The organism is Streptomyces sp. R44 (assembly GCF_041053105.1).
Taxonomy (GTDB): Bacteria; Actinomycetota; Actinomycetes; order Streptomycetales; family Streptomycetaceae; genus Streptomyces.
The window spans coordinates 8,622,076-8,647,436 of the sequence record NZ_CP163444.1; the positions used below are offsets into that span (position 1 = coordinate 8,622,076).

The 25,361-nt window shown below is 72.7% G+C and carries 23 protein-coding genes; 10 read left to right on the forward strand and 13 right to left on the reverse strand.

Translation table 11 applies throughout. The annotated features are described in order from the left end of the window. Positions 1–4 precede the first annotated feature (4 nt). The 3 genes from AB5J54_RS39855 to AB5J54_RS39865 all read right to left on the reverse strand — a co-directional run bounded on the left by AB5J54_RS39855 (position 5) and on the right by AB5J54_RS39865 (position 3,332). Positions 5–1,939, reverse strand: coding sequence for an ABC transporter permease (locus AB5J54_RS39855; RefSeq protein WP_369148891.1), 1,935 nt, complete (start codon positions 1,937–1,939; stop codon positions 5–7). A 94-nt stretch (positions 1,940–2,033) separates the two neighbouring features. After that, on the reverse strand, positions 2,034–2,849 hold the full coding sequence (modA, locus tag AB5J54_RS39860; RefSeq protein WP_369148892.1) for a molybdate ABC transporter substrate-binding protein: 816 nt from the start codon (positions 2,847–2,849) through the stop codon (positions 2,034–2,036). Positions 2,850–2,942: 93 nt separating this feature from the next. After that, positions 2,943–3,332: a molybdopterin-binding protein gene (locus tag AB5J54_RS39865; protein WP_369148893.1), complete on the reverse strand. Its 390-nt coding sequence runs from the start codon at positions 3,330–3,332 to the stop codon at positions 2,943–2,945. A 269-nt stretch (positions 3,333–3,601) separates the two neighbouring features. On the opposite strand from AB5J54_RS39865, the gene AB5J54_RS39870 reads away from it, so the two are divergent. Further along, positions 3,602–5,134, forward strand: a complete 1,533-nt coding sequence (locus AB5J54_RS39870) for a PucR family transcriptional regulator (protein WP_369148894.1) — start codon at positions 3,602–3,604, stop codon at positions 5,132–5,134. A gap of 11 nt (positions 5,135–5,145) precedes the next feature. Here the strand turns inward: AB5J54_RS39870 and AB5J54_RS39875 are convergent, their stop codons facing one another. Both AB5J54_RS39875 and AB5J54_RS39880 read right to left on the reverse strand, forming a co-directional pair. Beyond that, complete coding sequence (locus tag AB5J54_RS39875) at positions 5,146–5,544, reverse strand: molybdopterin-binding protein (protein WP_369148896.1); 399 nt, start codon at positions 5,542–5,544, stop codon at positions 5,146–5,148. A 9-nt stretch (positions 5,545–5,553) separates the two neighbouring features. Next, a complete protein-coding gene (locus tag AB5J54_RS39880; RefSeq protein ID WP_369148897.1) occupies positions 5,554–6,282 on the reverse strand; it encodes a TetR/AcrR family transcriptional regulator in 729 nt (242 codons plus the stop codon). Positions 6,283–6,411: 129 nt separating this feature from the next. On the opposite strand from AB5J54_RS39880, the gene AB5J54_RS39885 reads away from it, so the two are divergent. Further along, positions 6,412–7,641, forward strand: a complete 1,230-nt coding sequence (locus tag AB5J54_RS39885) for a saccharopine dehydrogenase family protein (RefSeq protein WP_369148898.1) — start codon at positions 6,412–6,414, stop codon at positions 7,639–7,641. Positions 7,642–7,661: 20 nt separating this feature from the next. Here the strand turns inward: AB5J54_RS39885 and AB5J54_RS39890 are convergent, their stop codons facing one another. Then, positions 7,662–9,554 carry an SMI1/KNR4 family protein gene (locus tag AB5J54_RS39890; RefSeq protein WP_369148899.1) on the reverse strand — a complete coding sequence of 631 codons (1,893 nt, stop codon included), beginning with the start codon at positions 9,552–9,554 and terminating at the stop codon, positions 7,662–7,664. Between the two features lie 129 nt (positions 9,555–9,683). Here AB5J54_RS39890 and AB5J54_RS39895 point away from each other — a divergent pair, with 129 nt between their 5' ends. Together AB5J54_RS39895 and AB5J54_RS39900 are read left to right on the forward strand one after the other, a co-directional pair. Continuing rightward, a complete protein-coding gene (locus AB5J54_RS39895; protein ID WP_369148900.1) occupies positions 9,684–9,944 on the forward strand; it encodes a hypothetical protein in 261 nt (86 codons plus the stop codon). Between the two features lie 90 nt (positions 9,945–10,034). Further along, entirely contained in the window at positions 10,035–11,138 is a 1,104-nt protein-coding gene (locus tag AB5J54_RS39900) for a hypothetical protein (RefSeq protein WP_369148901.1), read from the forward strand. A gap of 41 nt (positions 11,139–11,179) precedes the next feature. Here the strand turns inward: AB5J54_RS39900 and AB5J54_RS39905 are convergent, their stop codons facing one another. Together AB5J54_RS39905 and AB5J54_RS39910 are read right to left on the reverse strand one after the other, a co-directional pair. Continuing rightward, a complete protein-coding gene (locus AB5J54_RS39905; RefSeq protein ID WP_369148902.1) occupies positions 11,180–11,923 on the reverse strand; it encodes a GNAT family N-acetyltransferase in 744 nt (247 codons plus the stop codon). After that, positions 11,923–12,792 (reverse strand): class I SAM-dependent methyltransferase, encoded by an 870-nt coding sequence (locus AB5J54_RS39910; RefSeq protein ID WP_369148903.1) that lies wholly within the window; start codon positions 12,790–12,792, stop codon positions 11,923–11,925. Before AB5J54_RS39910 ends, AB5J54_RS39905 begins: the two co-directional genes overlap by 1 nt. 171 nt (positions 12,793–12,963) lie before the next feature. Between AB5J54_RS39910 and AB5J54_RS39915 the strand changes: the two genes are divergently transcribed. Next, complete coding sequence (locus tag AB5J54_RS39915; protein ID WP_369148904.1) at positions 12,964–14,439, forward strand: N,N-dimethylformamidase beta subunit family domain-containing protein; 1,476 nt, start codon at positions 12,964–12,966, stop codon at positions 14,437–14,439. On the opposite strand, the gene AB5J54_RS39920 is transcribed toward AB5J54_RS39915, so the two are convergent. Both AB5J54_RS39920 and AB5J54_RS39925 read right to left on the reverse strand, forming a co-directional pair. After that, a complete protein-coding gene (locus AB5J54_RS39920) occupies positions 14,396–15,139 on the reverse strand; it encodes an HAD family hydrolase (protein ID WP_369148905.1) in 744 nt (247 codons plus the stop codon). The genes AB5J54_RS39915 and AB5J54_RS39920 overlap by 44 nt on opposite strands. A gap of 9 nt (positions 15,140–15,148) precedes the next feature. Continuing rightward, on the reverse strand, positions 15,149–16,339 hold the full coding sequence (locus AB5J54_RS39925) for a serine/threonine protein kinase (RefSeq protein ID WP_369148906.1): 1,191 nt from the start codon (positions 16,337–16,339) through the stop codon (positions 15,149–15,151). Between the two features lie 321 nt (positions 16,340–16,660). Here AB5J54_RS39925 and AB5J54_RS39930 point away from each other — a divergent pair, with 321 nt between their 5' ends. The 4 genes from AB5J54_RS39930 (at position 16,661) to AB5J54_RS39945 (ending at position 20,863) form a co-directional block, all read left to right on the forward strand. Beyond that, complete coding sequence (locus tag AB5J54_RS39930; protein ID WP_369148908.1) at positions 16,661–17,956, forward strand: extracellular solute-binding protein; 1,296 nt, start codon at positions 16,661–16,663, stop codon at positions 17,954–17,956. Continuing rightward, positions 17,946–18,860 (forward strand): carbohydrate ABC transporter permease, encoded by a 915-nt coding sequence (locus AB5J54_RS39935; protein WP_369148910.1) that lies wholly within the window; start codon positions 17,946–17,948, stop codon positions 18,858–18,860. Before AB5J54_RS39930 ends, AB5J54_RS39935 begins: the two co-directional genes overlap by 11 nt. After that, on the forward strand, positions 18,857–19,699 hold the full coding sequence (locus AB5J54_RS39940; RefSeq protein ID WP_369148911.1) for a carbohydrate ABC transporter permease: 843 nt from the start codon (positions 18,857–18,859) through the stop codon (positions 19,697–19,699). The genes AB5J54_RS39935 and AB5J54_RS39940 overlap by 4 nt, the downstream gene beginning before the upstream one ends. A 66-nt stretch (positions 19,700–19,765) precedes the next feature. Further along, a complete protein-coding gene (locus tag AB5J54_RS39945; RefSeq protein ID WP_369148912.1) occupies positions 19,766–20,863 on the forward strand; it encodes a radical SAM protein in 1,098 nt (365 codons plus the stop codon). Here the strand turns inward: AB5J54_RS39945 and AB5J54_RS39950 are convergent. The 3 genes from AB5J54_RS39950 to AB5J54_RS39960 all read right to left on the reverse strand — a co-directional run bounded on the left by AB5J54_RS39950 (position 20,845) and on the right by AB5J54_RS39960 (position 23,482). After that, positions 20,845–21,828: a mevalonate kinase gene (locus AB5J54_RS39950; RefSeq protein WP_369148913.1), complete on the reverse strand. Its 984-nt coding sequence runs from the start codon at positions 21,826–21,828 to the stop codon at positions 20,845–20,847. The two genes, AB5J54_RS39945 and AB5J54_RS39950, sit on opposite strands and share 19 nt — an antisense overlap. Positions 21,829–21,833: 5 nt before the next feature. Next, on the reverse strand, positions 21,834–22,328 hold the full coding sequence (locus AB5J54_RS39955; protein ID WP_369148914.1) for an NUDIX domain-containing protein: 495 nt from the start codon (positions 22,326–22,328) through the stop codon (positions 21,834–21,836). 62 nt (positions 22,329–22,390) lie between these two features. After that, complete coding sequence (locus AB5J54_RS39960) at positions 22,391–23,482, reverse strand: NAD-dependent epimerase/dehydratase family protein (protein WP_369148915.1); 1,092 nt, start codon at positions 23,480–23,482, stop codon at positions 22,391–22,393. A gap of 218 nt (positions 23,483–23,700) precedes the next feature. On the opposite strand from AB5J54_RS39960, the gene AB5J54_RS39965 reads away from it, so the two are divergent. Further along, positions 23,701–25,353, forward strand: coding sequence for a hypothetical protein (locus AB5J54_RS39965; protein WP_369148916.1), 1,653 nt, complete (start codon positions 23,701–23,703; stop codon positions 25,351–25,353). The last annotated feature ends 8 nt before the right edge of the window (positions 25,354–25,361 follow it).

A 25,361-nucleotide genomic window follows, 5' to 3' on the forward strand; every position in this document is an offset into this window, starting at 1 on the left:
GCTGTCAGAGCGGTACGACCGTCGTCTCGGTCGCCTTGACGCTCGTCCAGACGGACACCCCGTCGGCGAGCCCGAGTTCGGCGGCGGCCTGCGGGGTGATCTCGGCGACGAGGTCGGGGACGCCGTCGGAGGTGACGAGGACCCGCAGCCGGCTGCCGCTGGCGGTGATCTCGCGCACGGTACCGGGCCAGACGTTGCGCGGGCTGCCGGCGGGCTTCTCGCGGTGGACGGACACCGCCTCGGGCGCCACGATCGCGAGCGCCTGGGTACCGACGGCCGGCGGGTCGGCCGCGACCAGAGTGCCGCCCTCCTCCAGGGCGAGGCCTTCGGCGGTGGCGGTGCCGGGCCAGGCGTTGCGGCCGAGCATGCGGGCGACCCAGGGGGAGCGGGGGTGTCGGGTGACCTCGGCGGGGCTGTCGTCCTGGAGCGCCCGGCCGTCGTCGAGGACGAGGACCCGGTCGGCGAGGGAGACGGCCTCGACGGGGTCGTGGGTGACGATGAGGCAGACGCCGCCGAAGCGCGCGAGGTGGGTGCGCAGGGTGTGGCGTACATGGGCCCGGGTGGTCTGGTCCAGGGCGGCGAGCGGCTCGTCGAGGACGAGCAGCCGAGGGCGGGCGGCGAGCGCCCGGGCCAGGGCGACCCGCTGGGCCTGGCCGCCGGAGAGCTGGCCGGGGCGGCGGTGGGCGAGGTGGCCGACGCCGAGCCGGTCGAGCCAGCGTTGGGCCGCGCGACGGGCCTCCGCACGGGCGACGCCCTGGGCGCGCAGGCCGTAGGCGGTGTTGGCGAGTGCCGACATGTGCGGGAAGAGGGCGCCGTCCTGCGGCACCCAGGCGACCCGCCGCCGGTGCGGGGGCAGCGCGGTGACGTCGGTGGCGCCGAGGGTGAGGTCCGCGTGGGCCCGGGGTGTGAGGCCGAGCAGGGCCCGGAGCAGGGTGGTCTTGCCGGCGCCGTTGGGGCCGACGACGGCGATGGTGGTGCCCGGTTCGGCGTCGAGGGTGAGGCGGGTGAAGCCGGTGACCTCGGCGTGCAGCGACCAGCGGTCCCCGGACTGCTCCGCCTCGGGGGCGTCGGAAGCGGCGGTCCCGGGCTCGGGGTCCTCCACGGGCTCGGGGGCGGGCCGGGGCCTGCGGTCGACGGGGATGCCGGTCCACCGTCCGCGCAGGGCGATGAGGACGCCCATGGCGATGGCGAGGAGGAGCAGGGAGACGGAGGTGGCCGCCTCCGGCTCGTCCTGGAGCAGCAGATAGACCTGGAGGGGAAGCGTCTGGGTGGTGCCCGGCAGATTGCCGGCGAAGGTGATGGTCGCGCCGAACTCGCCGAGCGCCCGCGCCCAGGTGAGGGCGGCCCCGGCGACGACGCCCGGCGCCACCATGGGCAGCGTGACGGTGAAGAAGACGCGGACCGGTGAGGCGCCGAGGGAGGCCGCCGTCTCCTCGTACCGCGGCCGCAGTCCACCGAGCGCGCCCTCCAGGCTGATGACCAGGAAGGGCATGGCGACGAAGGTGGCCGCGAGGACGGCGCCCGAGGTGTGGAAGGGGAACGTGATCCCGAACGTCGACTCCAGCCACGGCCCGAGCAGACCCCGACGCCCGAACGCGAGGAGCAGCGCCACACCGCCGACGGTGGGCGGCAGGACCATCGGCAGCAGCACCAGCGAGCGGACGAGCGCCTTGCCGGGGAACCGCACCCGGGCGAGCAGCCACGCCAGCGGCACCCCGAGCAGCAGCGAGAGCCCGAGCGCCCAGAACGAGACGAGCAGCGAGAGCTTCAGCGCCGTGACCGTGCCCGGTGCGCTCAGATGGCCGGCCAGCTCGCCCCACTCGGTCCGTACGAGGATCCCGAGCAGAGGAAGCGTCAGGAACGCCACGGCAAGCAGCGCGGGCACGGCCAGCGCCAGCGGTGGACGGGTACCGGACCTACGCGTGCCTGTGTGTTTCATCGAGTGACCCCGCAGAGATGACGACATGAGGACGAGGGGCTGTCCGCTCCCCCGAGCCGGACAGCCCCTCACGATCCGAACGACCCCGGATCCGTCACGGCTTCTGGAAGCCGGCGTCCTGAAGGATCTTCTGCCCCTCGGGCGAGGAAAGCCAGGCGACGAACGCGGCGGCGGCCTCGGCGTTCTTCGAGCCCTTCAGCGCGGCGGCCGGGTACTGCGCGATGGCGTTCTGCCCGTCGGGGATCTCGACGGCGTCGACCTTGTCCTTGGCGCTCTCGGCGTCCGTCTTGTACACGAGGCCGGCGTCGGCCTCGCCGAGCTCGACCTTGCTGAGCACCGCGCGCACGTTCGGCTCCTGGGAGACCGGCTTCACGGTGATCTTCTGGGCGTCGAGGATCTTCTTGCTGTACTTGCCGGCCGGCACCTCGGGCGCGGCGAGGACCACCTTGAGCTTGGTGTCCGCGAGGTCCTTGAGCTCGTCGACCTTGAAGGGGTTGCCCTTGCCGGTGGCGATGACGAGACGGTTCTTCGCGATGACCGTCGGGGTGCCGGCCTCGGCCTTCACCTTGTCCATGCTCTTGGTGTCGGCGGTGACCAGGACGTCGGCGGGGGAGCCCTGCGAGACCTGGGCGACGAGCTCCTGCGAGCCGGCGAAGGAGAAGGTGAGCTTCGTCCCCGGGTGGGACTTCTCGTAGGCGGCGCCGGCCGTCTTGAAGACATTCGTGAGGGAGGCCGCGGCGAGCACCGTGAGGTCCGCCTCGGGGGCGGAGCTCGCGGAGCCCGAGGCCGGGGAGCCGTTGGTGTCCTGCTTGCCGTCGTCGCTCGAACAGGCCGCGAGCGGGACGAGCAGGGCGGCGGTCAGGACGGCGGCGGCCGTACGGCGTCCGGCGGGGGTGAGGGTGAGGGACATGAGGGTCTGAACTCCTTGGGGACGAACGGAAAGTGCGGTGGGAGGCCGGCCGCGCCGACGGCCGCTGGTGGTGCGGTGCTGCGTGAGGGGTGGTCAGGTGCGGTCGATGTGCACGCTGGTCGATTTCACGCGGGCGGTGGCCTGCATGCCGACTTCCAGTCCCAGCTCCTCCACGGCCTCACGGGTGAGGAGGGAGACCAGGCGGTGCGGTCCGGCCTGGATGGTGACCTGGGCCGCGATGTCGCCGAGCTTGATCCCCGTGACGATGCCCGGGAAGGCGTTGCGCGCCGAGGTGTAGGACGCGTCGTCGTCGCCGCTCTGGGCGATCTCCATGGAGAACGCGGCGAGCGACTTGCCGTCGATGACGCGCCGACCGCTCTCGTCGCGGTGCGTCGCGACCCGGCCCGCGTCCGCCCAGCGCCGCGCGGTGTCGGGGCTCACGCCCAGCAACCGTGCGGCCTGACCGATCGTGTAGGACTGCATGTGCGACACCGTAGGGCGCTGCGGCTCTCATCTGCAACAAGCCTGTACGACCCTCCATCGCGAATGCGAGAGGGCCTGGAGAAAGGTACGAGGGGCGCGTGGCACCCGATTGCGGCTCCTGGCGATCCTCCACCCCCGAGAGTCCTTCCCTGGGGGAACATCCGACAGGTATTTCGCCCTATTCACTTGGCATCTACGATGATCCGACTCGCGTTCGCCTGGTGAATGTGAAGTGCGGACCCCGTCCGCGAGCACCCAAGGAGCACCGCATGCAGGTCGATCACCTTCTCCGCCTCGACCGTCTCGACCTCTCCCTGGTCTGGGGGGACGAGGCGCTCCTCGGCCAGGAGATCGGCGGCGTGACGGCGACCGACCTGGAGGATCCGGCGAGGTTTCTGCAGCCGGGCGAGATCGTCCTCAGCGGCCTCGTGTGGTGGGCCCGCGACGGTGACCCGGTCAAGACCGATCGCTTCGTCTCCGCCCTGCGCGAGGCCGGCGCGGTGGCACTGCTCGCCGGGGAGGAGACGCACGGCGAGGTGCCCGCGGAGCTGGCGGCCGCCTGCCGGAGCCACCGGATCGCCCTGCTCGCGGTGCCGGCGCACACCACCTTCCGGGCGATCACCGAGGCCGTCTACCTCCGGCAGTGGGGCGAGCTCAGCCGCCGCCCCACGGATCACCACGCACTCCCCGAGAACGTCCGCGTCGACCTCGACCGGGCGCTGGAACGAGGCGCGTCACCGGGCGAGCTCCTCGACCTCTCCTTCGCCCACCTCGGCACCCCCGCCTGCCACCTGCTCACCGGCAGCGGCCGTACGGTCGCCCGGACGGCGACGGCGCCCGCGATCCCGGCCCAGCGCGCGGCGGAGGCGCTGCGCGGCCGCGACGGCATGACCGTGCGGATCGAGGCCGACGACACCGTCTTCGACACCTGGTACCTGCACCTGCCGGAGGACGGCCACGCGCCGCCCCGGATCCTGCACGAGATCGGCGAAGTCCTCGGCCGCCACCGCCGCCTCCAGGACCGGCGGGCCGCACCCCGCAGGCAGGCCCACGAGGAACTCGTCTCCCGGGTGAGCGCGGCGTACGGGGAACCGAACGGTCCGGAGGAGGCCCTGCGCGCCTGCGGGCTCGCCGACGCCGCCGCGTACACCGTGGTCGTCGCGGCCTCGGACAACGCTGAGGACCCGGGCGACGCCGCCGCGGCCCTCGCGGAGGCGCTGCGGCACCGGGGGACGGGCGCGTTCGGCGTCGCCGGACGCCCGGAGGGCGAGGCCGTCGCCGTGCTGGCCCACGAGCGGGACCAGGAGGGCGAGGAGGTGTCGGTACGGCTCCGCGAGGTGTGGCCGCTGCTCCACGCCTGCCGTCCCGGAGCGGCCCTCCACGCCGGCGTCAGCGACCCCGTGCGCAGGCCCGCCGACCTCCGCAGCGCCCTCGCCCAGGCCCGCTACGCCCTCGGCGGCGCCCGCTCGACGGCACCGGCCGCCGCGCGCGTGGCACGGCTCGCCGACCTCGCCGACCTCAGGACACTCCTCGCCGGCATCCCCGCCGACGTGCGGGCCGTGTACCTGGAGACCGTCCTCGGCCCGCTGCTGCGCGCCGGCAAGGGCTCGCACGCGACCCTCCTGGAGACCCTGGAGGTCTTCCTGGCGCACAACTGCTCCTGGGCCAGGACCGCCGAGGCCCTGCACCTGCACGTGAACACCGTCCACTACCGCATCGACCGCATCCAGGTCCTCACCGGCCGGGACCTGTCCCGCCTCGACCACAAGCTCGACCTGAGGGCCGCCCTGCTCTGCCGCTGAGCGGGTCGCGGTCAGGGAAGGTCGATGTGCACGCTGGTCGACTTCACCCGCGCGGTCACCGTCACGCCGACCTCCAGGGCCAGCTCCTCGACGGCCTCGCGGGTCACGAGCGACACCAGGCGGTGAGGCCCGGACTGGACCTCGACCAGTGCGGCGACGTCGTCGACCCGTACCGCGGTCACGATCCCGACGAACGAGTTCCGCACGGACGTCGGCACGTCGTCCTCGGGCACGGCGTGCGGCCCCGCCCCCCGCTCCGCGGCGAAACGGGCCAGCGCCACCCCGTCGACGACACGCTTGCCGGACCGGTCGCGCTCCGCGCCCAGCTTGCCCCCGTCCGCCCACCGGCGAACGGTCTCCGAACTCACTCCGAGCAGCCGCGCGGCCTGCCCCATGCTGTACGACGGCACACCGGCACTCTAGGGCCTGTCGGACCGGGGAGCGCCCGTCGTCGCCGCCAGCTGCGCCTCCGCCCGGCCCAGGAGCGTGTCCAGGACGACGGGATAGGCGCTGTGGTTCATCCGCTCCGCGAGGAGACGCGCGGTCGTGGCGATGTGGGGATGGGTCTCGGCCGGCAGCCGGGCGTAGGTGGTGGTCCACATGTCCTCGTCCGCCTCCCGCACCTCGTCCTTGACGGCCAGCGCGCCGGCGTCCAGAGCGGCGAAGGCCAGGGCCAGGTCGATGAAGGCGTGGTACACACCGACGGCGTCCGTGTCGCGAAAGCCCGCGCCGCGCAGGATCCCGAGGATCGTCTCGTCCACCTCGATCTCCCGCGGGCGGCCGGTGACCCGGCTCGCGGTCAGCAGCGCGGCCTCGGGATGGGCGAGATAGGAGGCGTGCACGGCGAGGCCGAGCGCACGCAGGTCGGCACGCCAGTTCCCGGTGGCGGTCCAGCTGTCCAGGGCCCGCCCCATCAGCTCCTCGCCGATGGCCCGGGTCAGGCCGTCCAGGCCGGCGAAGTACCGGTACACGGTGCTCGGGTCGGCGCCCAGCGCGGCCCCGAGCCGGCGTGCGGTCAGTCCCGCGCTCCCGTGCTCGCGCAGCATCCGCAGCGCCGTCCGCACGATCAGCTTCTCCGACAGGACGGTGCCCTGCCGGGTCGGCCGCCGCCTGCGCCGTTCCGCCTCGGGAACCACCTTCTTCGGCATCGCGCCACCGCCTCGTCGCTTCTCCCCGCGTCCTTATGCCAACGCCGTAGACCTTAACCGCCGGGGTCGTGTTCCATCGGCTCGTCCCCGGGCGATCGCCGGGACGGACTCGACGAAATGGTGTGTGACATGCGTGTACTTCTCGTGGGTGCGGGCGGCGTCGGAACCGCCGTCACCCGTATCGCGGCCCGCCGTGACTTCCTGACCCACATGGTCGTCGCCGACTACGACCCCGCCCGCGCGGAGGCCGCCGTGGCCGGGCTCGGCGAGCGGGGGGAGCGGTTGAGCGCCCACCGTCTGGACGCCTCCGACGAGGCCGCGGTCCGCCGTCTCCTCGCCGAGGAGAACTGCGACGTCCTCCTGAACGCGACCGACCCCCGGTTCGTGATGCCGCTGTTCCGGGCGGCGCTCGCCGCCGGCGCGCACTACGTCGACATGGCGATGTCGCTGTCCGTGCCGCACCCGACCGCCCCGTACGAAGAGTGCGGGGTCAAGCTCGGCGACGAGCAGTTCGCCCTGGCCGGGGCCTGGGAGAAGGCCGACCGCCTCGCCCTGGTCGGCATGGGCGTGGAGCCGGGCCTGTCGGACGTGTTCGCGCGCTACGCGGCGGACGAGCTCTTCGACGAGATCGAGGAGATCGGCGTCCGCGACGGCGCGAACCTCACCGTCGAGGGCTACGACTTCGCCCCCTCCTTCAGCATCTGGACCACCATCGAGGAGTGCCTCAACCCGCCCGTGGTGTACGAGAAGGACCGCGGCTGGTTCACCACGGCACCCTTCAGCGAACCCGAGGTCTTCGACTTCCCCGAGGGCATCGGCCCGGTGGAGTGCGTGAACGTCGAGCACGAGGAGGTCCTCCTCATGCCCCGCTGGGTGGACGCGCGCCGGGTCACGTTCAAGTACGGCCTCGGCGACGACTTCATCGCCAAGCTGAAGACCCTCCACGAGCTGGGCCTCGACTCCACGGCGAAGGTCACCGTCCCCGGCGCGGACGGTCCGGTCCGGGTCTCGCCGCGCGACGTGGTCGCCGCCTGCCTGCCCGACCCGGCCACCCTGGGCGACCGCATGAAGGGCAAGACCTGCGCGGGCACCTGGGTCAAGGGAACCAAGGACGGCGCGCCACGCGAGGCGTACCTCTACCACGTCGTCGACAACGAGTGGACGATGCGCGAGTACGGCTCCCAGGCCGTGGTCTGGCAGACCGCCCTCAACCCGGTGATCGCCCTTGAACTGATCGCCGACGGCACGTGGAAGGGCAGCGGGGTCCTCGGCCCCGAGGCCCTTCCGCCGCGCCCCTTCCTCGACCTGCTGGGCGCGTACGGCGCTCCGTGGGGGCTGCGCGAGGAGCGGCAGCACTGACGCCGCGCGCCCGCCCGGGATCAGGGGCGGTGCCGCACGAAGGTGAGGTACGTGAAACCCTCGCCGTCGCGCGGCGCCCGGGTCCAGGACCGGGTGGTGAAGGTGTGAAGCCTGCCCTGGGCCAGAGCGAAGCGGGGCAGCGAGACGCCGAGCACGGTGTGCAGGGCCCCCAGGACCCGTCGTTCGTTGTCCACCGCGCTGTCCTCCGGACGGAAGAGCAGGACAGGGTCCAGCTCCGCGGGGACGGTGCCGGTGCGCTGGACGTCCGTACCCCGGACGGTGAAGGCGTAGAGCTCCCGCCCGTGTTCGGCCACCGACAGGTGGAACGCGACCGGATCGTCGGCCGAGGACGGGTGCCTGGGGTCGCACCACACGACCACCGCGCGACCGGAGGAGGAGGCCGCCGCCGCGGGGGAGCGGAACAACGGGTGCAGCCGGCGGTGGGAGTAGCCGTCGAAGGCGAAGGCCCATGCCTCGTCGGTGCGGCCGACGGCGACGACGGCCCGGTCCTCCCAGAGCTCCACGCCGTCGCGCTCGTGCGGCTTGGGCGCCCGCCAGGAAGCCCCGCGCGGATCCACCGGCGGGCTCAGTTCGGCCCCCTCCTCCCCGATCAGTGCCGGCAGACGCGCGGGGTCGGCCCCCTCGACCCACACGCAGCGGTATCCGTCGAACGGCTGCCGGTCGCCGGCGGGCTCCGTCAGCCACGCGAGGCCCGGCGGGTCGAGATCGGGCACCGGCGCGGGCGCGGGTCCCGTCTCCCCCGACCGCGGTGTCCCGAGGACCTCCCGGCCTCGCTCGGGGGTGACCAGCGACCCCAGGACCGGATCGGCGAGCAGACCGACCGGGGCGATCAGCAAGGGCCCCGGTGCCTCCCACAGCGGCAACGCCTCCCGCAGCACCCGCCAGGCCTCGTCGGTCCGCCCCCAGCGGGCCGACTCCCGCGCCTCCGCGACGGCCAGGCCCCACGACCCGGGCGGCGCGTAGCGATAGGTGCCGTCCCGCATCGTGGCGAGGACGGTCTCGGCGGTCTCCCGGTCGGTCCCGCGCGCGGTCATCATCCCGAGCCAGTGCTCGTCCCCGCCCAACCGCCACTCGTTCCCGGCGGGCGCCATGGCCTGCACCGGGAGGAGCTCGGGCAGATAGCGCGGGTCGGCCACGAGCAGGTGGCCGTAGTCCCGGGCGTTGCCCGGAGCCAGCAGATGCCGTATCTGGTCCAGCAGGACGCCGCTCCGGGGCCGGCCGAAGGACAGCGCCTCCTCGAGCAGCGGCACGGCCTCCTCGTACCGTCCGCGCAGGGCGAGCAGCCGGGCCGCGTCCACGTGGCCGTCCTGCACGCGCGTGGTCGCGTTCACGAAGTCGGGACTCCCCGCGCGATCGCCGTGGAAGCCTCGGTACATGGCCTCCATGTAGGCGCGGAACGAGGGGTAACGGGCGGGCGGTTCGCCGCTCCAGCCCTTGTGGACGTAGAGCGCCCACTCGCCGTCCCGATCGCAGTCGCCCGGGTCGAGCAGCGCGTGCGACATGTCGGAGTCCGTCTCGAGCCGCAGCGCCCGCCGCCACATCCCGGCCAGCAGGACGTCCTCCTCGCGCGGATTCCCGCCCAGGTTCTCCTCGTACAGCGGGGTCATGCCGTACGGGTCCCCGAACCAGCCGATGTCCGCGACGCCGCCGAGCTGGTAGACCCCCGCGGTCTGCTCCACATACCAGCCGTCGCTCACGGCCAGGAACTCCCGGTACGAGGGCGGCAGCCGCCGGCCCAGCCGCTCCTCGACCGCGGCGATGGCGCTCTCGTCCGCCCCGGGCACGCCCAGGGGAGCGACGGCGGCCTCCTCGTCGTCCTCGTCGGCGGACGGAACCCACTCCTCCTGCCAACGCCGCAGGAACTCATGCCAGTCGAAGGTCGCATCGCTCATGGACGGATCGTGTCATCCGGCACCGACAACGAGCCCCGGGGACCAGCCTGGCCGGAACGGGCCGTCACAGGAAGCGAGGGCCTGCCGTTCACTTCTCGCAAGCGGAACGACGGAGGAGAGGTGCTGCGCGTGCGGCGGACCCGGCGGTACGTACTGATCGCGGCCGGAGCCGGCATCGCGGCGCTCGTGATCGCGGCCGTACACCTCCTCACCTCCCTGCCGCTCCCGGTCGCCCTGTACGCCGACGCCATGTTCGGCCTGTCCTGGCTCGTCACCGCCGCCCTTCTCCTCCGGAGCGGTCGAGGACCGAAGGACGCGCCCGGATCCGCGCGCCACTCCATGGGCAGCGACCCGCTCGCCCGCTCCCACTGGAGCCGCCACGGCCACTGATCCGGCCAAACTCCCCTGACAGCACGGTCCGTCGGGCCGCGCTCTGCGACGATGACCCGCGACCACCCCTGCCGAGGAGCGGAGCACGGTGTGAGCACGCCGCATCTGAGTTCGGCCGTCATGACCCACCCCGTGCGCCTCGGTCAGGCGAAGGAGCTGGCCGCCCGACTGCGGCTCGACCACCTGGTCGTCGACCCCGATCCGCACGGCCCGCCGTCCGCCCTGCGCACCGCCCTGCTCGCATGGGCGGCGGCCGATCCGGAGGCCGGCCACCACCTCGTCGTCCAGGACGACGTCGACGCGCCCGCCGAGCTCCTGGAGATCGTCGCCCGGGCAGCGGCCCGGTTCCCCGACGAAGCGCTGGTCTTCTACACCAACTGGCACGCCCGCAACGGCGCCACCGCCCGCCTCGCCGCGCTCGCCGGCGCGACCTGGGTACGCGCCGTCCCCGACGAGTTCACGCCCTCGCTCGCCGTCTGCCTCCCGACCCCGACCGCCGCCGCCTTCCGCGCCTTCGCCCGTGACAGCGACGAACGCCACGACGACGAACTGTTCTCCGTCTTCTTCCGCGGCCGCGGACGGATGAGCCTGCTCGCCGTACCGAACATCGTCGAGCACATCGGCACCAGCAGCATCAACGGCCACGCCGCCCAGGGCATCCGCCTCGCCGTCTGTCCCACCCCGGCCACCGACGCCACACCCCTGCTCGCCCGGGGCCGCGTCCTGGAGGAGCCGGGCTGGATCCCGTACATGCGGTACGGGGAGGGCTACATCCGGCTGGTCGGACAGGAAGAGGGCCCCGACGGCGGACGAGGCCACCACCGCTGGCGCCAGGCCCTGCCGGCGACGGGTCTCACGGAGGAGGCGATCCGCGCCGCCAGGGACACGCACCTGCCGGAAGGTGTCGCGGCGGAGGTGGCCCGCACCTTCGGCAGGCCCTTCGCCGAAGAGCTGTGGACCCACTGCCTGCTGCTCGGCCACCAGGCCGCCCACGCGGCCCGCCGCCTGGCCGGAGCCGCGGACGACGTGCCCACCGACGCCCTCGACCGGATGCGGCACTCCGCCGTCGCCACCGCGGGACCCGCCGGACTCCCGCCCGAACGCCGCCCCGAGGCGGGCCCGGACGAGGTCCGGGCGATGACGGCCCTGTCCTGGAGCGCGATCCGGGCAGGCGAACGCCTCCGGCTCGGGTGACCAGGTCGTCTCTTCCGGATCTGAGAACCGAAAGCGATTGCCTAGGCCCGGTGGGTGATCCACACCCCCGGCTCCCAGTACGCGCCGCGGTCCCGCGCCCGGTCCACCTGGAGGGGCGCGAGGCCGCCGGGGAACACGTACTCCCCGTCCTCCGGGAAGGCGAGGCCCGTCCACTCCTCCCACTCGGCGACCGTCCCGGTGATCCGCGAGGAGTACGCGGACGCCGCGGCGACCGTGCCGCCCGCCCCCACCTGTGTCCGGATCCACGGGTCGAACGGGCTCCCGTCGTCCCTGGTCCACGCCGCGTACCGCTCGATCGGCACCAGCGGATACCGGTCCTTCCAGGTGGGCCGCACCGGCACCAGGACCGTCCCGAGCCCGGCGCGCCGGGCCGTGTCCGCCATCGCGTCGAGCAGCACCTTCGACAGGCCCCGGCCCTGGTGGTCCTCGGCCACCTCGATCCCGAGCGCGCACAGCGCACCGGGGGCACGTCCGGCGTCGCGGTCCGCGAAGGCCCGCGCGATCGAGTCGTCCAGGCCGGGCCCCAGGTCCTCGGCCGTGCCGTCCCAGGTGCGGGGCAGCGAGCGGCCCGCGCCGGCGATCACGTCGTGCTCGTCGTCGTACAGGACGAACTGGAACTCGGGGAAGTCCGTGAACAGCCGGTTCCAGTAGTCGCCGTTGATGTCGCCGTGCAGGTTGTACTCGGGCACCACGCCGGCGAAGCGCTCCGGGATGCGGTCCCACAGCTCGGGCCGTTCCGAGTGCCGTACCAGGACGAGGGACATCAGGCCGCCTCCCCCCGGGCGGGGACCTCGACGTCCCAGACGACCACGATCGGCAGGCCCTCCCAGGCGGCACGGGCCGCGTCACCGATGGCCTCCTCGTAGCCGCCGGGAGCCAGCCGCCCGTTGAAGAGCGGCTCGTGGCAGGCGCGGACCCGCAGCCCGGCAGCCCCGAAGGCGTCCAGGTAGTGGCTCAGCAGATGGACGTGGTTGCGGACGAAGGCGAGTTCCTCGGAGCCGTGGACGAAGAGGCACTGTCCCTGGAGGGAGATCACGAAGGGGTGCAGATCCGTCACGACGATCCGTCCGCCCGGCCGCACCACGCGCGCCAGCTCCGCGACGGCCGGGGTGACATCGGGCAGGTGCGTCATGGCGAGCGAACAGATCGCCAGGTCGACGGAGTCGTCGTCGAGCGGCAGCCGCTCCAGGTGACCGACGCGCAGATCGGCCGCGGGGGAGTGCGCCCGGGCCTTCTCCAGCATGTGCGGGGACTGGTCCACGCCGATGACCCGGTGACCGCGCCCGGTGAGCGTCCGGGTCTGCCGCCCGGTGCCGCAGGCGGCGTCGAGCGCGACCCCGGGCGCCAGGCCGTCGAGGATCTTCCCGACGACGGGTTCCTCCACCTCGATGTACGAACTGGGCAGCGAGTCGTACACCGCCGACCAGGCCGCGTATCCCTCCGCCGCGTCGAGCTCGTTGACGGTGGCGCCGCCGTCCGGCAGCTTCTCCTCGCCGGGCTCGGCGAGCACGAAGCGGCGGATGTCCTCCACCCGGTCCCTGAGGAAGGTCTCGTCCCCGTCCACGGCGTTGCGCAGCAGCGCGAGCCCCTCGATTCCCAGCACCAGTTCCCGTACGCGGAATTCACCGCTCATGCGAGCCCCTCACCGATCTGCCGAGGATCACGTCATCCCTGTCGGAATCCGCACTACCCAACCCGCCGGGCAGGAAGACGACATGAAGCGCCCGTGGCCGAAAAGCGGGTCCGAATGGCCGGTTGGAGGCGCCGTTGTCCGTCGTGCGCGCGGCTGCCTAGCATGACCGGCATGATCGAAGGATATCTGGGAAGAGAAAGCGTCACCCTCGGCGGCGAGATGATCCTGCACATCTCCACCGACGCCCCCCGATTCCGTCTCCGCTTCTACCGGCTCGGCGAGACGCTGACCTTCGTCGGGGAATCCGGGGAATTCGACGGAGGTCTGCACCCGGCCCCTTCCCATCCCGACGGATTACCCGGGCGCGCTTCGCCGGCCGACGCCTGGGAATGGCCTCCGTTCACTCTCCCCGTACCCGACGAGTGGACCCAGGGAATCCATCTCGTCGAATTCGTGGAGTCCGGTGGCCCCGACGCGGGCGGTGACCCGCCCCTCCTGGACCTGGCCCACCTCGAAGGGCACGCGCGGGAGTTCTTCGTCGTCCGCCCCCGCGTCCCCGGCAGCCGGTCCCGCATCCTCTACAAGAAGTCCACGTTCACCCGGCACGCCTACAACCGCTCCGACCGCCCCGGGCTCGAACGGGCCGTCAGCCTCTACGACCACCCCGTCCACCGCTCCGGCGGAGGCGGTGAACCCCGAGGTCACAAGGTCAGCCTCCACCGCCCCGGCGGGGTGATCGACCTCGCCTACTGGGACGCCCCCTTCATCGGGTGGCTGGAGCGCCACGGCTACGCCGTCGAGTACGCCACCGACCTCGACCTGCACGAGGACCCCGGCCTCCTCGCCTCCTACGACCTCCTCCTCAGCGTCGGGCACGACGAATACTGGAGCGAGCGGATGCGCTACCACGCGGAATCGTTCGTCCGCGACGGCGGGAACATCGCGTTCCTCAGTGCCAACACCTGCTGGTGGCGGATCCACCCGACCGACAGGAACACCGCCTTCGTCTCCGACACCGACCACCACGTCGGCGAGGAATACCCGCACCTGCCCGCCACCGACCAATGGTGGACACCCGCGCCCGACGGCGTCGGACATCCGGAGAACTCCCTCACCGGCGTGAGTTTCCGCAACGGAGGAATGTGGGCGGCCACCGAATGGCCCGGTGACCGCCCCCGCGAGGGATATACCGTGCAGCACGCCGACCACTGGATGTACGAAGGAACCGGATTACGCGACGGAAGCGACGGAGGAACTCCCGACCGGCTCGGCGCGGGGACCCCTCTGATCGGATACGAGTGCGACGGAGCGGCCTACGCCTACGACGAGGCAGGAATCGCCCGGGCCACCGGCGAGGACGGAACTCCGGAATCCTTCCTCATCCTCGGCATCCACGTCCTCGAACCGGTCCACGAGGATTTCCACCGCTTCAAGTGGGGGCACTGGAACACGGTCGTGCGCGAGCCGGCCATCACCAGCCCCCGCGCCGCCACCATGGGCCTCCACACCGCACCCGGCCCCACCGGCGGCACCGTCTTCACCGCCGGCACCACCGACTGGCCCGTCGTCTGCGGTCACGAACAGGACCCGGCCGTCGTCCGCGTCACCCGCAACCTCCTCGACCGCCTGCGCCACCGCCTCCGGTGAGTTCCCGCAGCCCGGCGATCCGCGCCGCCCCCTCCGGCAGCGGCGGCGCGATCCCGTCCACCGCCCGGTCCGGCCGCCACAGATGGACCGCCCGCATGCCCGCCGCCAGCGGACCGAGCACATCGGGCACCCACATGTCCCCGACGAACAGCACCCGCTCCGCCGGCAGAGCGCACCGTTCGAGCACCGCCCGGTAGATCAGCGGATGCGGTTTGCGGGCCCCCGTCCGCGCGGAGCCCACCACCAGGTCGACCGTGTCGCCGAGCCCCACCTCGGCGACACGGTCCTCCAGGTCCCAGTACCAGTTGGAGCACACCCCGACCAGCAGCCCGCGCCGGCGCAGCGCGGCGAGTGACTCCCGTACGTCCGCGAAGAGCGCGAGCCGGACCGCCTTCATCGCCCGGTCGAGCTCCTCGACCAGACCGTCGAGCGCCTCCTCCGGCACACCGCAGGCTCGCGCACGCCGTCGCAACCGGTCGCGCTCCCACGTCACGTACGCCGACTCGTCGGCCGAGTGCGCGGTGTGCTCCTCGCCCTCGCCGGGACCCACCGACCACTGGTCGCCCCAGAGTTCGCCCTGGGCCGCCAGACCCCGGCGCGCGAAGACACCCCGGTGGTCCGGCGGCAGCGGCTCCACCATGCGGACCAGCGTCCCGTAGAAGTCGAGGACGACCGCGCCGATCCCGGGCGGCACCAGCACGGGACTCTCCTAGAACCGGCCGTACCGGCGGGGGAAGTAGTCCTCCAGGGTGCCGTCCCGCTCGATGTCGACGGTCGCGCAGTGCAGCCCGCCGCCGAACGGACCCACCGCCCGGAACGGCACCGGCACGATCTCGAATCCGTACGAGGACAGCTGCTCCGCGAGCCGCACCTCGTTCTCCTCGACGCACAGCGTGTTCTCGTCGAGGTTCAGCATGTTCCCGGCGAGCCACGGGCTGCAGAACGACAGCTTCGGCGGATGGTCCCAGCTCGCCGGCTGCACGGCCTCCACGATCTCCCAGTCGTTCAGCTTGAAGAACTCCATCAGCTCCGCGTCCGCGAGCCGCTCCCCGCAGTGCAGCACCAGGCCCGGGCGCAGCGGCACCCAGGTGGCGTCGATGTGCAGCGGATGGGTGTTGGTCGAGGTCACGGCGTGCACCCGGTGGTCGGGGAAGTGGCGCCGCAGCCAGTCGTACCCGCTGCGGTTCGTCACGAACGACAGCTGCACGAACAGGTCCTTGCCGAACCGCGCCACGTCCGCCGCGTCGAACAGCGGCTCCGCCTCGGTGAGCACCAGGTCGTAGTCACGGACCCTGGCGAGCTGCACCTCGGTCGGAAGCTCGTTGTACGTGTCCCAGAACCCGCTCTTGTACGAGGCGTCCGTGAGCCTCGGCTTCGGCGCGGCCTCCCAGCGCATCCGGGGGTCGGCGTCGAACAGGTCCTGCAGCACGGGCCGGTAGCAGAGGTACTCGAACCAGCGGCTGCGGTACGACATGGTCGCTTCGAGGACCTCGTTGCCGACGGTGAGCAGCAGGTCCCGGGGCGGCATGCAGCCGAACATCGACTCGTGCGTCCACTCGGGCGTCGACACCTCCTTCGTGAAGTCGACCGGCGTCGGCCGGTCCACCCGGATGCCGCGCCGACGCAGCAGCTCCGCGAAGTCGTCGAGCTGCTGATCCGCCTCGGCCACCATGTCCGCCGGCATCGGGCCGTACGTCCCCAGCGGGAAGCCGTCGTCGGGGTAGTCCCGGCGCACCGCGTGCTCGGGCGCCTGCACCACCGTGCCCTCGGCCCGGCCGACGATCACATGCCGCAGCGGGTCCCAGCCGTTCCACGCGTTGACCCGCACGGGCCGCTCGGCGGCGCCGGCGGAGTCGGGAGCGGAGCTGTCCTGAGCGGGGGTCGTCCTCTGCTCGGTCACGTACAAACCCTTCGATGGGGGACGTGGAGTGCCGCAGGGGACAAACTGCGGGCAGCGGGCCGTCACCGTCAAGAGTCACTCCGCTACCCACCGTGCCGATCGCGCCAGCGTGGCCGGGGCACGGCCCCGCCGCTGCCGGACACGAGGACAACGGCCCAGCGCAGCGGGGGAACGCTCGGCTCTTCGGGGGACGCGTACCGCCGTCTTCCGGCCGAAACTCCGCACCGCGGCGAGGTCCCGTGATCGGCGGGGTAGGGAGAGACCGTCGCCGAAGCCCCGTACATCCCCCGCATCCCCGCCACGTCCCGCACGGAGGAATCCATGACACCGCGCCTGCCCCGCCGTTCCGCGATCCTGGGAGCCCTCCTGCTCACGGTGGTGGGCTGTGGATCGGGCGACGGCGGCACGACGGGCGAACAGGCGGACGGCGGCAGGCTGACGGTGTGGCTCACGGTGGACGCCCGCGAGAGCTGGCCGGAGATGGTCGCCTCCGCGAACAAGCGGTTCGCCGAGGCGCACCCCGGGGTGAAGGTCGACGTCCAGTACCAGCAGTGGACGACGAAGAACCAGAAGCTCGACGCGGTCCTCGCCGGCCGGAACGTGCCCGACGTCGTCGAGATGGGCAACAGCGAGACCACCAACTACATCGTCAACGACGCCTTCGCACCCCTGGACCCCAAGACCTTCGACCGGTCCGCGCAGTGGCTGCCCGCCCTCGCCGACGCCTGTCGCCTCGACGGCCGCACGTACTGCGTGCCGTACTACGCGGGAGCCCGCGTCGGCGTCTACCGCACCGACTACTTCAAGAACACCGGCATCACCCGGGCCCCCCGCACCTACCCCGAGCTGATCTCCGCCCTCGACCGGCTCAAGTCCCGCTACGGCGGCGCCAAGGACCCGGGCTTCTCCGCCCTCTACCTGCCCGGCCGCTACTGGTCCGCCGCCATGGGCTTCGTCAAGGACGCCGGCGGCGAGATGGCCGTCGAGAACGACGGCCGGTGGCAGGGCGCCCTCTCCTCGCCGAAGTCCGTCGCCGGGCTCACCGCCTGGAAGAAGCTCATGGACGACTACTACGTCGGCGACCGGGCGAAGGACAACGGCGACCAGCCGGCCGTCATAGGGCAGGGCAAGGTCGGCGTCTTCTACGGCAACACCTGGGAAGCGGAGGCCGCGGCCGACGACCGGTCCGGCGGCGATCCGCGCCTCAAGGGCAAGTTCGCCACCTTCCCCTTCCCCGGACCGTCCGGCGAGCTGCTCCCGCCGTTCCTCGGCGGCTCCACCCTGGCCGTGCCCGCCAAGTCACGCAACCAGGACCTCGCGGCCGACTGGATCCGGATCTTCACCGACCAGGAGTCGCAGCGGCAGCTGATCGCCGCCAACACCCTGCCCAACAACACCGTCCAGCTCGCCGACGTCGCCGCCGGAGGCATCAACGGACCCGCCGCACAGGCCGCCGCCCGCGGCTGGGTCACCCCCCTCGCCCCGGGCTGGACCTCGGTGGAAAAATCCAACATCCTGCCGGAGATGCTGGAGCGCATCGCCACGGGCAAGGCCTCCGTCGAGGACGCCACGCGCGAGGCGGACCGCAGGATCGACGCGGTGATCAATGAGCGCTGAACCGGCCGGGCGCCGGCCGCGCCCCCTCCTGCCCTATCTGCTCCTCGCCCCGTCGCTCCTCGCCCTCCTGGTCGTCCTCGGCTATCCGCTGGTCGACATGGTGACCCTGTCGTTCCAGGACATGACCCGCAAGGAGCTGTTCAGCGGCGCGGCACCCCCCTGGGCGGGGCTCGGGCAGTTCCGGACGATCCTCGGCGACGGATTCTTCTGGACGGTCGTGGCCCGCACGGCGCTGTTCACGGGCGTCTGCGTCACCCTCACCATGGCCTCCGGACTCCTCGTCGCGCTGCTGATGCGCCGCACCTCGCCCTGGGTCAGGGCGACCATCGGCGGGGTGCTCGTCGCCGTCTGGGCCATGCCGGTCATGGTCGCGGCCGCCGTCTTCCGCTGGCTCTTCGACGCCGACTACGGCCTCGTCAACTGGCTGCTCTCCACGCTGCCCGGCGTCGACCTCGCCCGGCACAACTGGTTCACCGACCCCTGGCAGGGCTTCGCCGTCATCACCGCGGTCGTCGTCTGGGGCGCCCTGCCGTTCGCCGCGATCAGCCTCCACGCGGCGCTCGCCCAGATCCCGCCCGAACTGGAGGAGGCCGCCCTCATCGACGGCGCCCGTCCCTCGCAGGTCTTCCGGTACGTCACCTTCCCCGCCGTGAAACCCGTCTTCGTGATGGTCACCACCCTGATGGCGATCTGGGACTTCGGCGTCTTCAATCAGATCTGGCTGATGCGGGGAGGCCAGCCCGAGCGCGAGTACTACCTGCTCGGCGTGTACTCGTTCATCGAGTCCTTCGCCGTCAACCGCTACAGCACCGGAGCCGCGATCGCGCTGGTCACCGTGGTCCTGCTGCTCGCCGGCTCTGTGCTGTACCTGCGTCAGACGCTGAGGCTGGGGGAGGCCGAATGAGCGCGGGCAGGGCCCGGCGGCGCGGTCAGCGGCGCCGCTACGACGTCCTCGGACTGCTCGTGGCCGCCGTCATCGGCTTCCCCGTCTACTGGATGGTCCTCACCGCGTTCCGCCCGGCGACCGAGATCCTCAGGCTGCCGCCCGAGTTCTGGCCGAGCAGCCCCACCCTCGCCAACTTCTCCCGCGCCATGGGCACCGAGACCTTCTGGGCCAACGTCCGCTCCAGCGCCGTCATCGGCCTCGGCACGGTCGTCGTCTCCCTCCTCGTCGGGACGCTGGCCGCGTTCGCCCTCGCCCGCTTCCGCTTCGCCGGGCGCAAGGCCTTCGTCGTCGTGATCCTCACCGTCCAGATGATCCCCCTCGCCGCCCTCGTCATCCCGGTGTACCTGCTCCTCAACGACGCCGGGCTCACCGACAGCCTCGTCGGCGTGATCGCCGTCTACCTCGTCTTCACGCTGCCGTTCACCGTGTGGATGCTGCACGGCTTCATCGCGGCGATCCCCGTCGAGCTCGAAGAGGCGGCGATGGTCGACGGCTGCGGCCGGCTCGGCGCCTTCGTCCGCGTCGTGCTGCCCCTGCTCGCCCCGGGGCTCGTCGCCACCTCCGTCTTCGCGATGGTGCAGGCGTGGAACGAGTACGTCCTCGTCTACGTCCTGCTCTCCACCCCGGAGAAGCAGACCCTCAGCATCTGGCTGGTCTCCTTCCAGACCAGCTTCGGCACCGACTACGGCGGCCTGATGGCGGGAGCCACCCTCACCGCCCTGCCCGTCGTCGTGTTCTTCCTGGCCGTCCACCGCAAGATCGCCGCGGGGCTCGCCACCGGAGCGGTCAAGGGCTGAAGGACGCCCGTCCGGCACCGGCACGACCCGTCGACGCCCACCCTTCACCCCACAGAGGAGAGCCCTGTGACGCACGACCGCCTCGACCTCGTCTCCAAGCTCTACCAGCCGTCGGGCTGGCCCCGGATCCTGGAGGCCGCATCCGGCTCGCCCACCGGCGCCCCGCTCGTCGTGGACCTCGACCCCACCACCTTCTGCGACCTGGCCTGCCCCGAGTGCATCAGCGGAAAGCTCCTCAACCAGGGCCGCTTCACCCCGGAACGGCTCGCCGCCCTCGCCGAGGAACTCGTCGCCCTGTCCGTGCGGGCCGTGGTCCTCATCGGCGGCGGGGAACCCCTCGCCCATCGCGGCACACGCCAAGTCTTACGCATCCTCGGCGAGGCGGGCCTGGCCATCGGAGTCGTCACCAACGGCACGATGATCAGGCAGAACCTCGCCGAGCTCGCCCAGTACGCCTCCTGGGTCCGCGTCTCCGTCGACGCCGGCACCGAGGAGACGTACGGCAGGTTCCGCCCCGACCGCAAGGGCCGCAGCGTCTTCGACAAGGTGATCGGGAACATGCGGCTGCTCGCCGCGGAGAAGAAGGGAGCCCTCGGCTACTCCTTCCTCGTGATGTCCCGTCAGGAAGCCGACGGCACCACCGTCACCAACCACCACGAAGTCCTGCGCGCCGCCGAACTCGCCCACGACATCGGCTGCGACTACTTCGAGACCAAGGCGATGTTCGACGACGACCACCACATCGTCCAGGTGCCCCGTGAACTGCTCGACTCCGTCGACCGGCAGCTCGCCGAGGCCTCCCGCCTGGAGAGCGACCGCTTCCAGCTGGTCAACTCCTCCACCCTCACCGCACTGCGCCGCCACGTCGGACCCGTCCAGCCCAAGGAGTACGACCGCTGCCGGGTCGCCGAACTCCGCACCCTCATCACCCCCTCCGGGGTGTACGTGTGCGCCTACCACCGGGGCAACCCGCTCGCCCGCATCGGCGACGCCGTCACCGACGACCTCGCCACCATCTGGCAGAAGTCCGACCGGGGGATCGTCGACCCCAGCCGGGACTGCCGGTTCCACTGCGCGCGCCACCGCTCCAACCTCGAACTGGAGCGCATCGACGCCGGAACCGGCGAGCCCCCGCTGACCGAGGACTACGACCCCTTCCTCTGACCTCCCGCCACCGGCACCGGCGCGGGATCCCGCCGGACACCCGGGGCCGCCCACGTGGGAATCACCCCGGCCGCCGGATGGGAGACCCGCAGAGCCCGCGCCAGCCGCGCAGCGGTCTCCGCCACCTCCTCCGCCGGGCACACGCCGACCAGCGCACCGCCTCCGCCGGCCCCGCTGAGCTTCAGCGGCAGACCGGCGGAGCGCAGCGCCACCACCCGCAGCTCCTCCAGGAGCGGCGTCGACATCCGCTGGTGGTCCCGCATCGCCGCGTGGGCGTCGGACATCGCCGCCCCGAGCGCCGCCAGGTCCCGGCCGCGCAGCGCCTCCCACACCCGCCCCGACGCCTCGTCGGCCGCGGACCGGTAGGCGGCCAGCGCCGGGTCCCCGGCCGCGAGCTGCGCCCGCACGTCCCGGATGTGGTGCCCGGTGTCCTTGCGGGTCCCGGAGTCCACGACGAGCACCCGCCACTCGTCGGGGAACTCCCGCCTGTCCCGTACGACGGGAAGCCCCTCCTCGCGCCCTTCGAGGAGGAGCGCCCCTCCTTCCACGACTGCCACGTGGTCCATGCCGCCGCCACGGAACACGGCGAACTCGAACTCGTACGCCCACCGCGTCAGCGTCGCGTCCGGGACGCTCCGGCCCCGGACCGAGGCGTCCGCGAACGCCCGGAACAGCGCCACGATCCGCGCCGTCGACGACGACAGACCGCTCGCCGCGGGCGCCTCGCTCCGCACCGTGACGGCCGGCGGCCGCGCGGCGAGACCGGGCAGCCGCGCCCGCAGGAACGCCCACACCTCCCCGTCCCAGCCTCCCCCGTCCGCCCCTTCGGCAGCGGGCCCCGCACCGACCTCCACGGTCGTCATCAGGCCGAGTGCGAGACTCACCGAGCGGCCCCCGCCCAGCCAGTCCAGGTCCTCGCCGGACAGACAGGCCCGGCAGGGCACCACCGCGCGTATCGGATCCATTGCGTTCACCTTGCCTGGAACCTTCCCTCCGTGCGGAACCTCTCGAACAGGGACAGCACCACCGCCGTCGGCGGGTGCAGCGGCCGCGGCGGCTCGTCCAGCGGCAGGAACCCCGCCTGCCGCACCTCCTCGGCACCCGGGGCGAGCGTCCCGGACCAGCGCCGGGAGACGAAGCACAGCGCGAAGCAGTGCGTCACGTCCCCGTTCGGATACGTCAGGGTGTGCAGCCCCGGATCGGACAGCGACGCGAACGCCTCCAGGTCCTCCCGCGCCACCCGCAGCCCCGTCTCCTCGAACAGCTCCCGTACGGCGGCATCCGCGAAGTCGCCGTCCTCCTCGCAGGACCCGGCCGGAAGCTCCCAGACGCCGGTGTCCGCCCGCTGCTGGAACAGACCGCGGCCCTCCCCGTCGAGCAGCAGCACCTGCGCCCCCGGCACCAGGAGCTTCCGCGTGCCGACCCGCTGCCGCAGCGACCAGATGTAGGAACCGGCGTAACCCATCGCGTACCTGCCACCCTCGTCGCCGTGTCTCGCCCCCGCGGGGCCCGTCGGTGCGCAGCGTGTCACGCCCCGTCGGTCTCCTCCGCGAGCCAGCGCGGCGTGGCGTCCGGCGTGGCGAGCAGCCAGCGCACATACCGGTCGACGCCCTCCTCGACCGGGATGCGGGCCTGCCAGCGCAGCAGGTCGCGGGAGCGCTCCGTGGAGGCGTACCCGCCGAGCGGGTCGCCCTCGGGGCGCGGGGTCACGATCCGCCGAGCGCCGGGGAAGTACGGGGCGATCAGATCGGCCACCTCGCGCACCGACGTGGGCCGCCCGGTGCCGATGTTGACGGTCTGCTCGGCCATCTGCTCCTCGATCAGCGCGAGCGCGGTGGCCTCGGCGATGTCGTCCACGTGGACGAGGTCGCGGACCTGGACCCCACCGCCGTTGAGCCGCATCGGCCGGCCGAGCCGTGCCTGGAGCGAGAGCCACGGCACCATCCACGAGTGGCTGCCCGGCTTGGGGATCTGCGGCTCTCCATACACGGAGAAGTAGCGCACCACCGCGTACTCCGTCCCGCTGGACGCGCCCAGCATCAGCCGGGTCTGGTGCTCCGCCCACAGCTTGGAGTTGGCGTACACGGACATCGGGAAGAGCGGCTGGTCCTCGTGGAACACCTGCGGCCCCTCGACGTCGGGGACCCCGTCCCCGTACACCGAGGCGGAGGAGACGAGGACCAGCCGCCGCACCGGGAACCGGGCCGCCTGCTCCAGAACGACCTGCGTGCCCTCGACGTTGGCACGGAACGCGATGTCCGGGCGACGGGTGCAGGCGGCGACGTCCGCGTACGCGGCGGCGTGCACCACGAAGTCCGCGTCGCGGAGCAGCGCGCCGACGGTGTCCCCGTCGCGCACGTCACCGACGACCAGCCGGGCGCCGCTCCGCGCCGTCCCGAAGGTCTCGTGACCGGACTCCGGATAGGCGTCCATCCGGTCCAGGACCGTGACGACCGCACCCGCCTCCCGCAGCAGCGCGACCAGCCTGCTGCCGACGAGACCGCCGCCACCGGTCACGACGACGCGCGCGTCGCGGAGCTTGTCCAGCCGGGAGCGGACGGTCTCCCCGGTGGCCGTGGCAGCGGTGGCGGGTGCGGTCGACTGGGGTAACACGGGCATGGAAGCCTCTTTCCACTGTCGGGGGAGAGGCACGCGGATCACGGGCCCAGGCGTGCCGGGCCCCAGCATCCACGGGCCCCTCACCGGACTGCCAGAGGGCCATTTCGGCACTCTTGCGGGCCCCCGGCACCGCCCGTACTGTCCGGAACCGGCTGGCGGACACGGGTTTGGTACGGATGCCCGGCGCGGTCCGGGCCGATCCCGAGCGAGGAGGTCGTATGGCGCGTCAACGGCTCAGCGCGGTGGTCATGACCCATCCCAGACGCCGGGAGGCGGCCGAGAAGCTGGCCCTGAGCGCGCCCTGCGGCCTTCTGCGCGTCGTCATGGACCCCGATCCCACCGGCACCCCGTCGGTCCTGCGCACCGCGCTCGCCGCGTGGTCGGCCGTCGAGGACGGGGCCACACATCAACTGGTGATCCAGGACGACATGGTGTTGTCCGAATCCTTCTACGACCGCGTCCGGACCGCGATCGAGGCGCAACCCGACGCGGCACTCGCCCTGTTCGCCCTCTGGGACTCCCGGAACGGAGCCGCCGTGCGGATGGGCGCCATGGCGGGCGCCCGCTGGGTCGGCGCCGTCAACGAGTACTTCCCCTGCGTGGCCATCGTGCTGCCGCGGCGGCACGCCGAGGGCTTCGCGGCCTACGGCAGGCAGCGGCTCGGCGGCTGGCCCGACGACATCCTGATGCACCGCTACCTGCGCGACCAGGGCGTGCCCCGCTACGTCGCCGTCCCCAACCTCACCGAGCACGAGGACCGCGGCTCGATCTCCGGCAACGCCTTCCGCGGCCCGCGCCGCTCGGTCTGCTTCCTGCCGAAGGACCCGGCGGCCCAGGAGGAGAGCCGCACCCTCACCGGCCTGACCGTGCTGCCGTTCTTCAAGCACGGGGTCGCACAGTGCGCCGTCCGCGTCCCGGGACCCGGCCCGGAGCGCTGGCTGCACCTGGACACGGAGCAGTACCTCGAAGGCGCGGGCCTTCCCGACTCGTTACGCCGACCGCCCGGCGCGGGCGCCCTCACCGAGGCGGACGTACGGGGGACCTGGCTGACGGCCGTGGCCATGGGCTACGAGGCGGCCCGCGCCGGCCTCGCAGGGACGACCCGGGAACCGGAGGCGTACGAGGAGGCCCTGGCGACGATCGGCCCGGGCGGCATCAGCAACACCCACACCGAGGAGCACCTCGCGCGGCGCCGCGGACCCCTCGCCGAAGTGGCCCGGCGGGCACTCGAAGCCGGACGTGAGGCCGCCGCCGGGCAACGCCCACGCCCGCGAAGGCGCGGCGGTCCGGTGTGGCGCGGCGCGGACGACCCGCTCGGTGAGCATCTCGCCCGCAGGCTGGCCGACCGGCACGAGCGGACGGACGCCGTGATCGACCTGACCCGCCTCCGGTCCGCCGCACCGGAGGTGACGGTCCATCCGCACGGCGCCCCGCACCCGTACACCCTGAGCGTCGGCGAGGTCTACGGTCCCGGCTGCTCGCGCCGCACGCCGATCGGCCGCATGGTGTGGGACGCGCTGCGCAGCCACCCCGTCACCGTCGAAGGCGACCCGGACGCCGAGGTGCACGCCGTGTACGTGCACGACCTCGCCGACGCGATCGCGGCGGTCCTGCGGACCCGCCCGGACGAGCGCGCGTTCACGGTAGCGGCGGAACCGTGCACCGCGGCCGAACTCGCCCGGGCGGTGCACGAGGCCGTACGGCCCGTACCGATCCGGTCGGCGCCGGCCGACGATCCCGGCCGGCCCACCCCGCCCGACCACGCACGGCCCCCCGGCTGGACACCCGCGACGAGCCGGGCGCGCGGACTGCACGCCTTCGCCCAGTGGCTGGCCTACGAGGGAATCCTGCTCGACGCGAACCGGCCCTGAGACAGGCC

Bases quoted from the DNA above. Each gene is read 5' to 3' on its own strand.
- AB5J54_RS39910 (WP_369148903.1), bottom strand. From the start codon at position 12,792: ATGAGCGGTGAATTCCGCGTACGGGAACTGGTGCTGGGAATCGAGGGG.
- AB5J54_RS39855 (WP_369148891.1), bottom strand. From the start codon at position 1,939: ATGAAACACACAGGCACGCGTAGGTCCGGTACCCGTCCACCGCTGGCG.
- AB5J54_RS39885 (WP_369148898.1), top strand. From the start codon at position 6,412: ATGCGTGTACTTCTCGTGGGTGCGGGCGGCGTCGGAACCGCCGTCACC.
- AB5J54_RS39930 (WP_369148908.1), top strand. From the start codon at position 16,661: ATGACACCGCGCCTGCCCCGCCGTTCCGCGATCCTGGGAGCCCTCCTG.
- AB5J54_RS39940 (WP_369148911.1), top strand. From the start codon at position 18,857: ATGAGCGCGGGCAGGGCCCGGCGGCGCGGTCAGCGGCGCCGCTACGAC.
- AB5J54_RS39870 (WP_369148894.1), top strand. From the start codon at position 3,602: ATGCAGGTCGATCACCTTCTCCGCCTCGACCGTCTCGACCTCTCCCTG.
- AB5J54_RS39890 (WP_369148899.1), bottom strand. From the start codon at position 9,554: ATGAGCGATGCGACCTTCGACTGGCATGAGTTCCTGCGGCGTTGGCAG.
- AB5J54_RS39960 (WP_369148915.1), bottom strand. From the start codon at position 23,482: ATGCCCGTGTTACCCCAGTCGACCGCACCCGCCACCGCTGCCACGGCC.
- AB5J54_RS39950 (WP_369148913.1), bottom strand. From the start codon at position 21,828: ATGGATCCGATACGCGCGGTGGTGCCCTGCCGGGCCTGTCTGTCCGGC.
- AB5J54_RS39880 (WP_369148897.1), bottom strand. From the start codon at position 6,282: ATGCCGAAGAAGGTGGTTCCCGAGGCGGAACGGCGCAGGCGGCGGCCG.
- modA (WP_369148892.1), bottom strand. From the start codon at position 2,849: ATGTCCCTCACCCTCACCCCCGCCGGACGCCGTACGGCCGCCGCCGTC.
- AB5J54_RS39865 (WP_369148893.1), bottom strand. From the start codon at position 3,332: ATGCAGTCCTACACGATCGGTCAGGCCGCACGGTTGCTGGGCGTGAGC.
- AB5J54_RS39955 (WP_369148914.1), bottom strand. From the start codon at position 22,328: ATGGGTTACGCCGGTTCCTACATCTGGTCGCTGCGGCAGCGGGTCGGC.
- AB5J54_RS39965 (WP_369148916.1), top strand. From the start codon at position 23,701: ATGGCGCGTCAACGGCTCAGCGCGGTGGTCATGACCCATCCCAGACGC.
- AB5J54_RS39905 (WP_369148902.1), bottom strand. From the start codon at position 11,923: ATGTCCCTCGTCCTGGTACGGCACTCGGAACGGCCCGAGCTGTGGGAC.
- AB5J54_RS39915 (WP_369148904.1), top strand. From the start codon at position 12,964: ATGATCGAAGGATATCTGGGAAGAGAAAGCGTCACCCTCGGCGGCGAG.
- AB5J54_RS39935 (WP_369148910.1), top strand. From the start codon at position 17,946: ATGAGCGCTGAACCGGCCGGGCGCCGGCCGCGCCCCCTCCTGCCCTAT.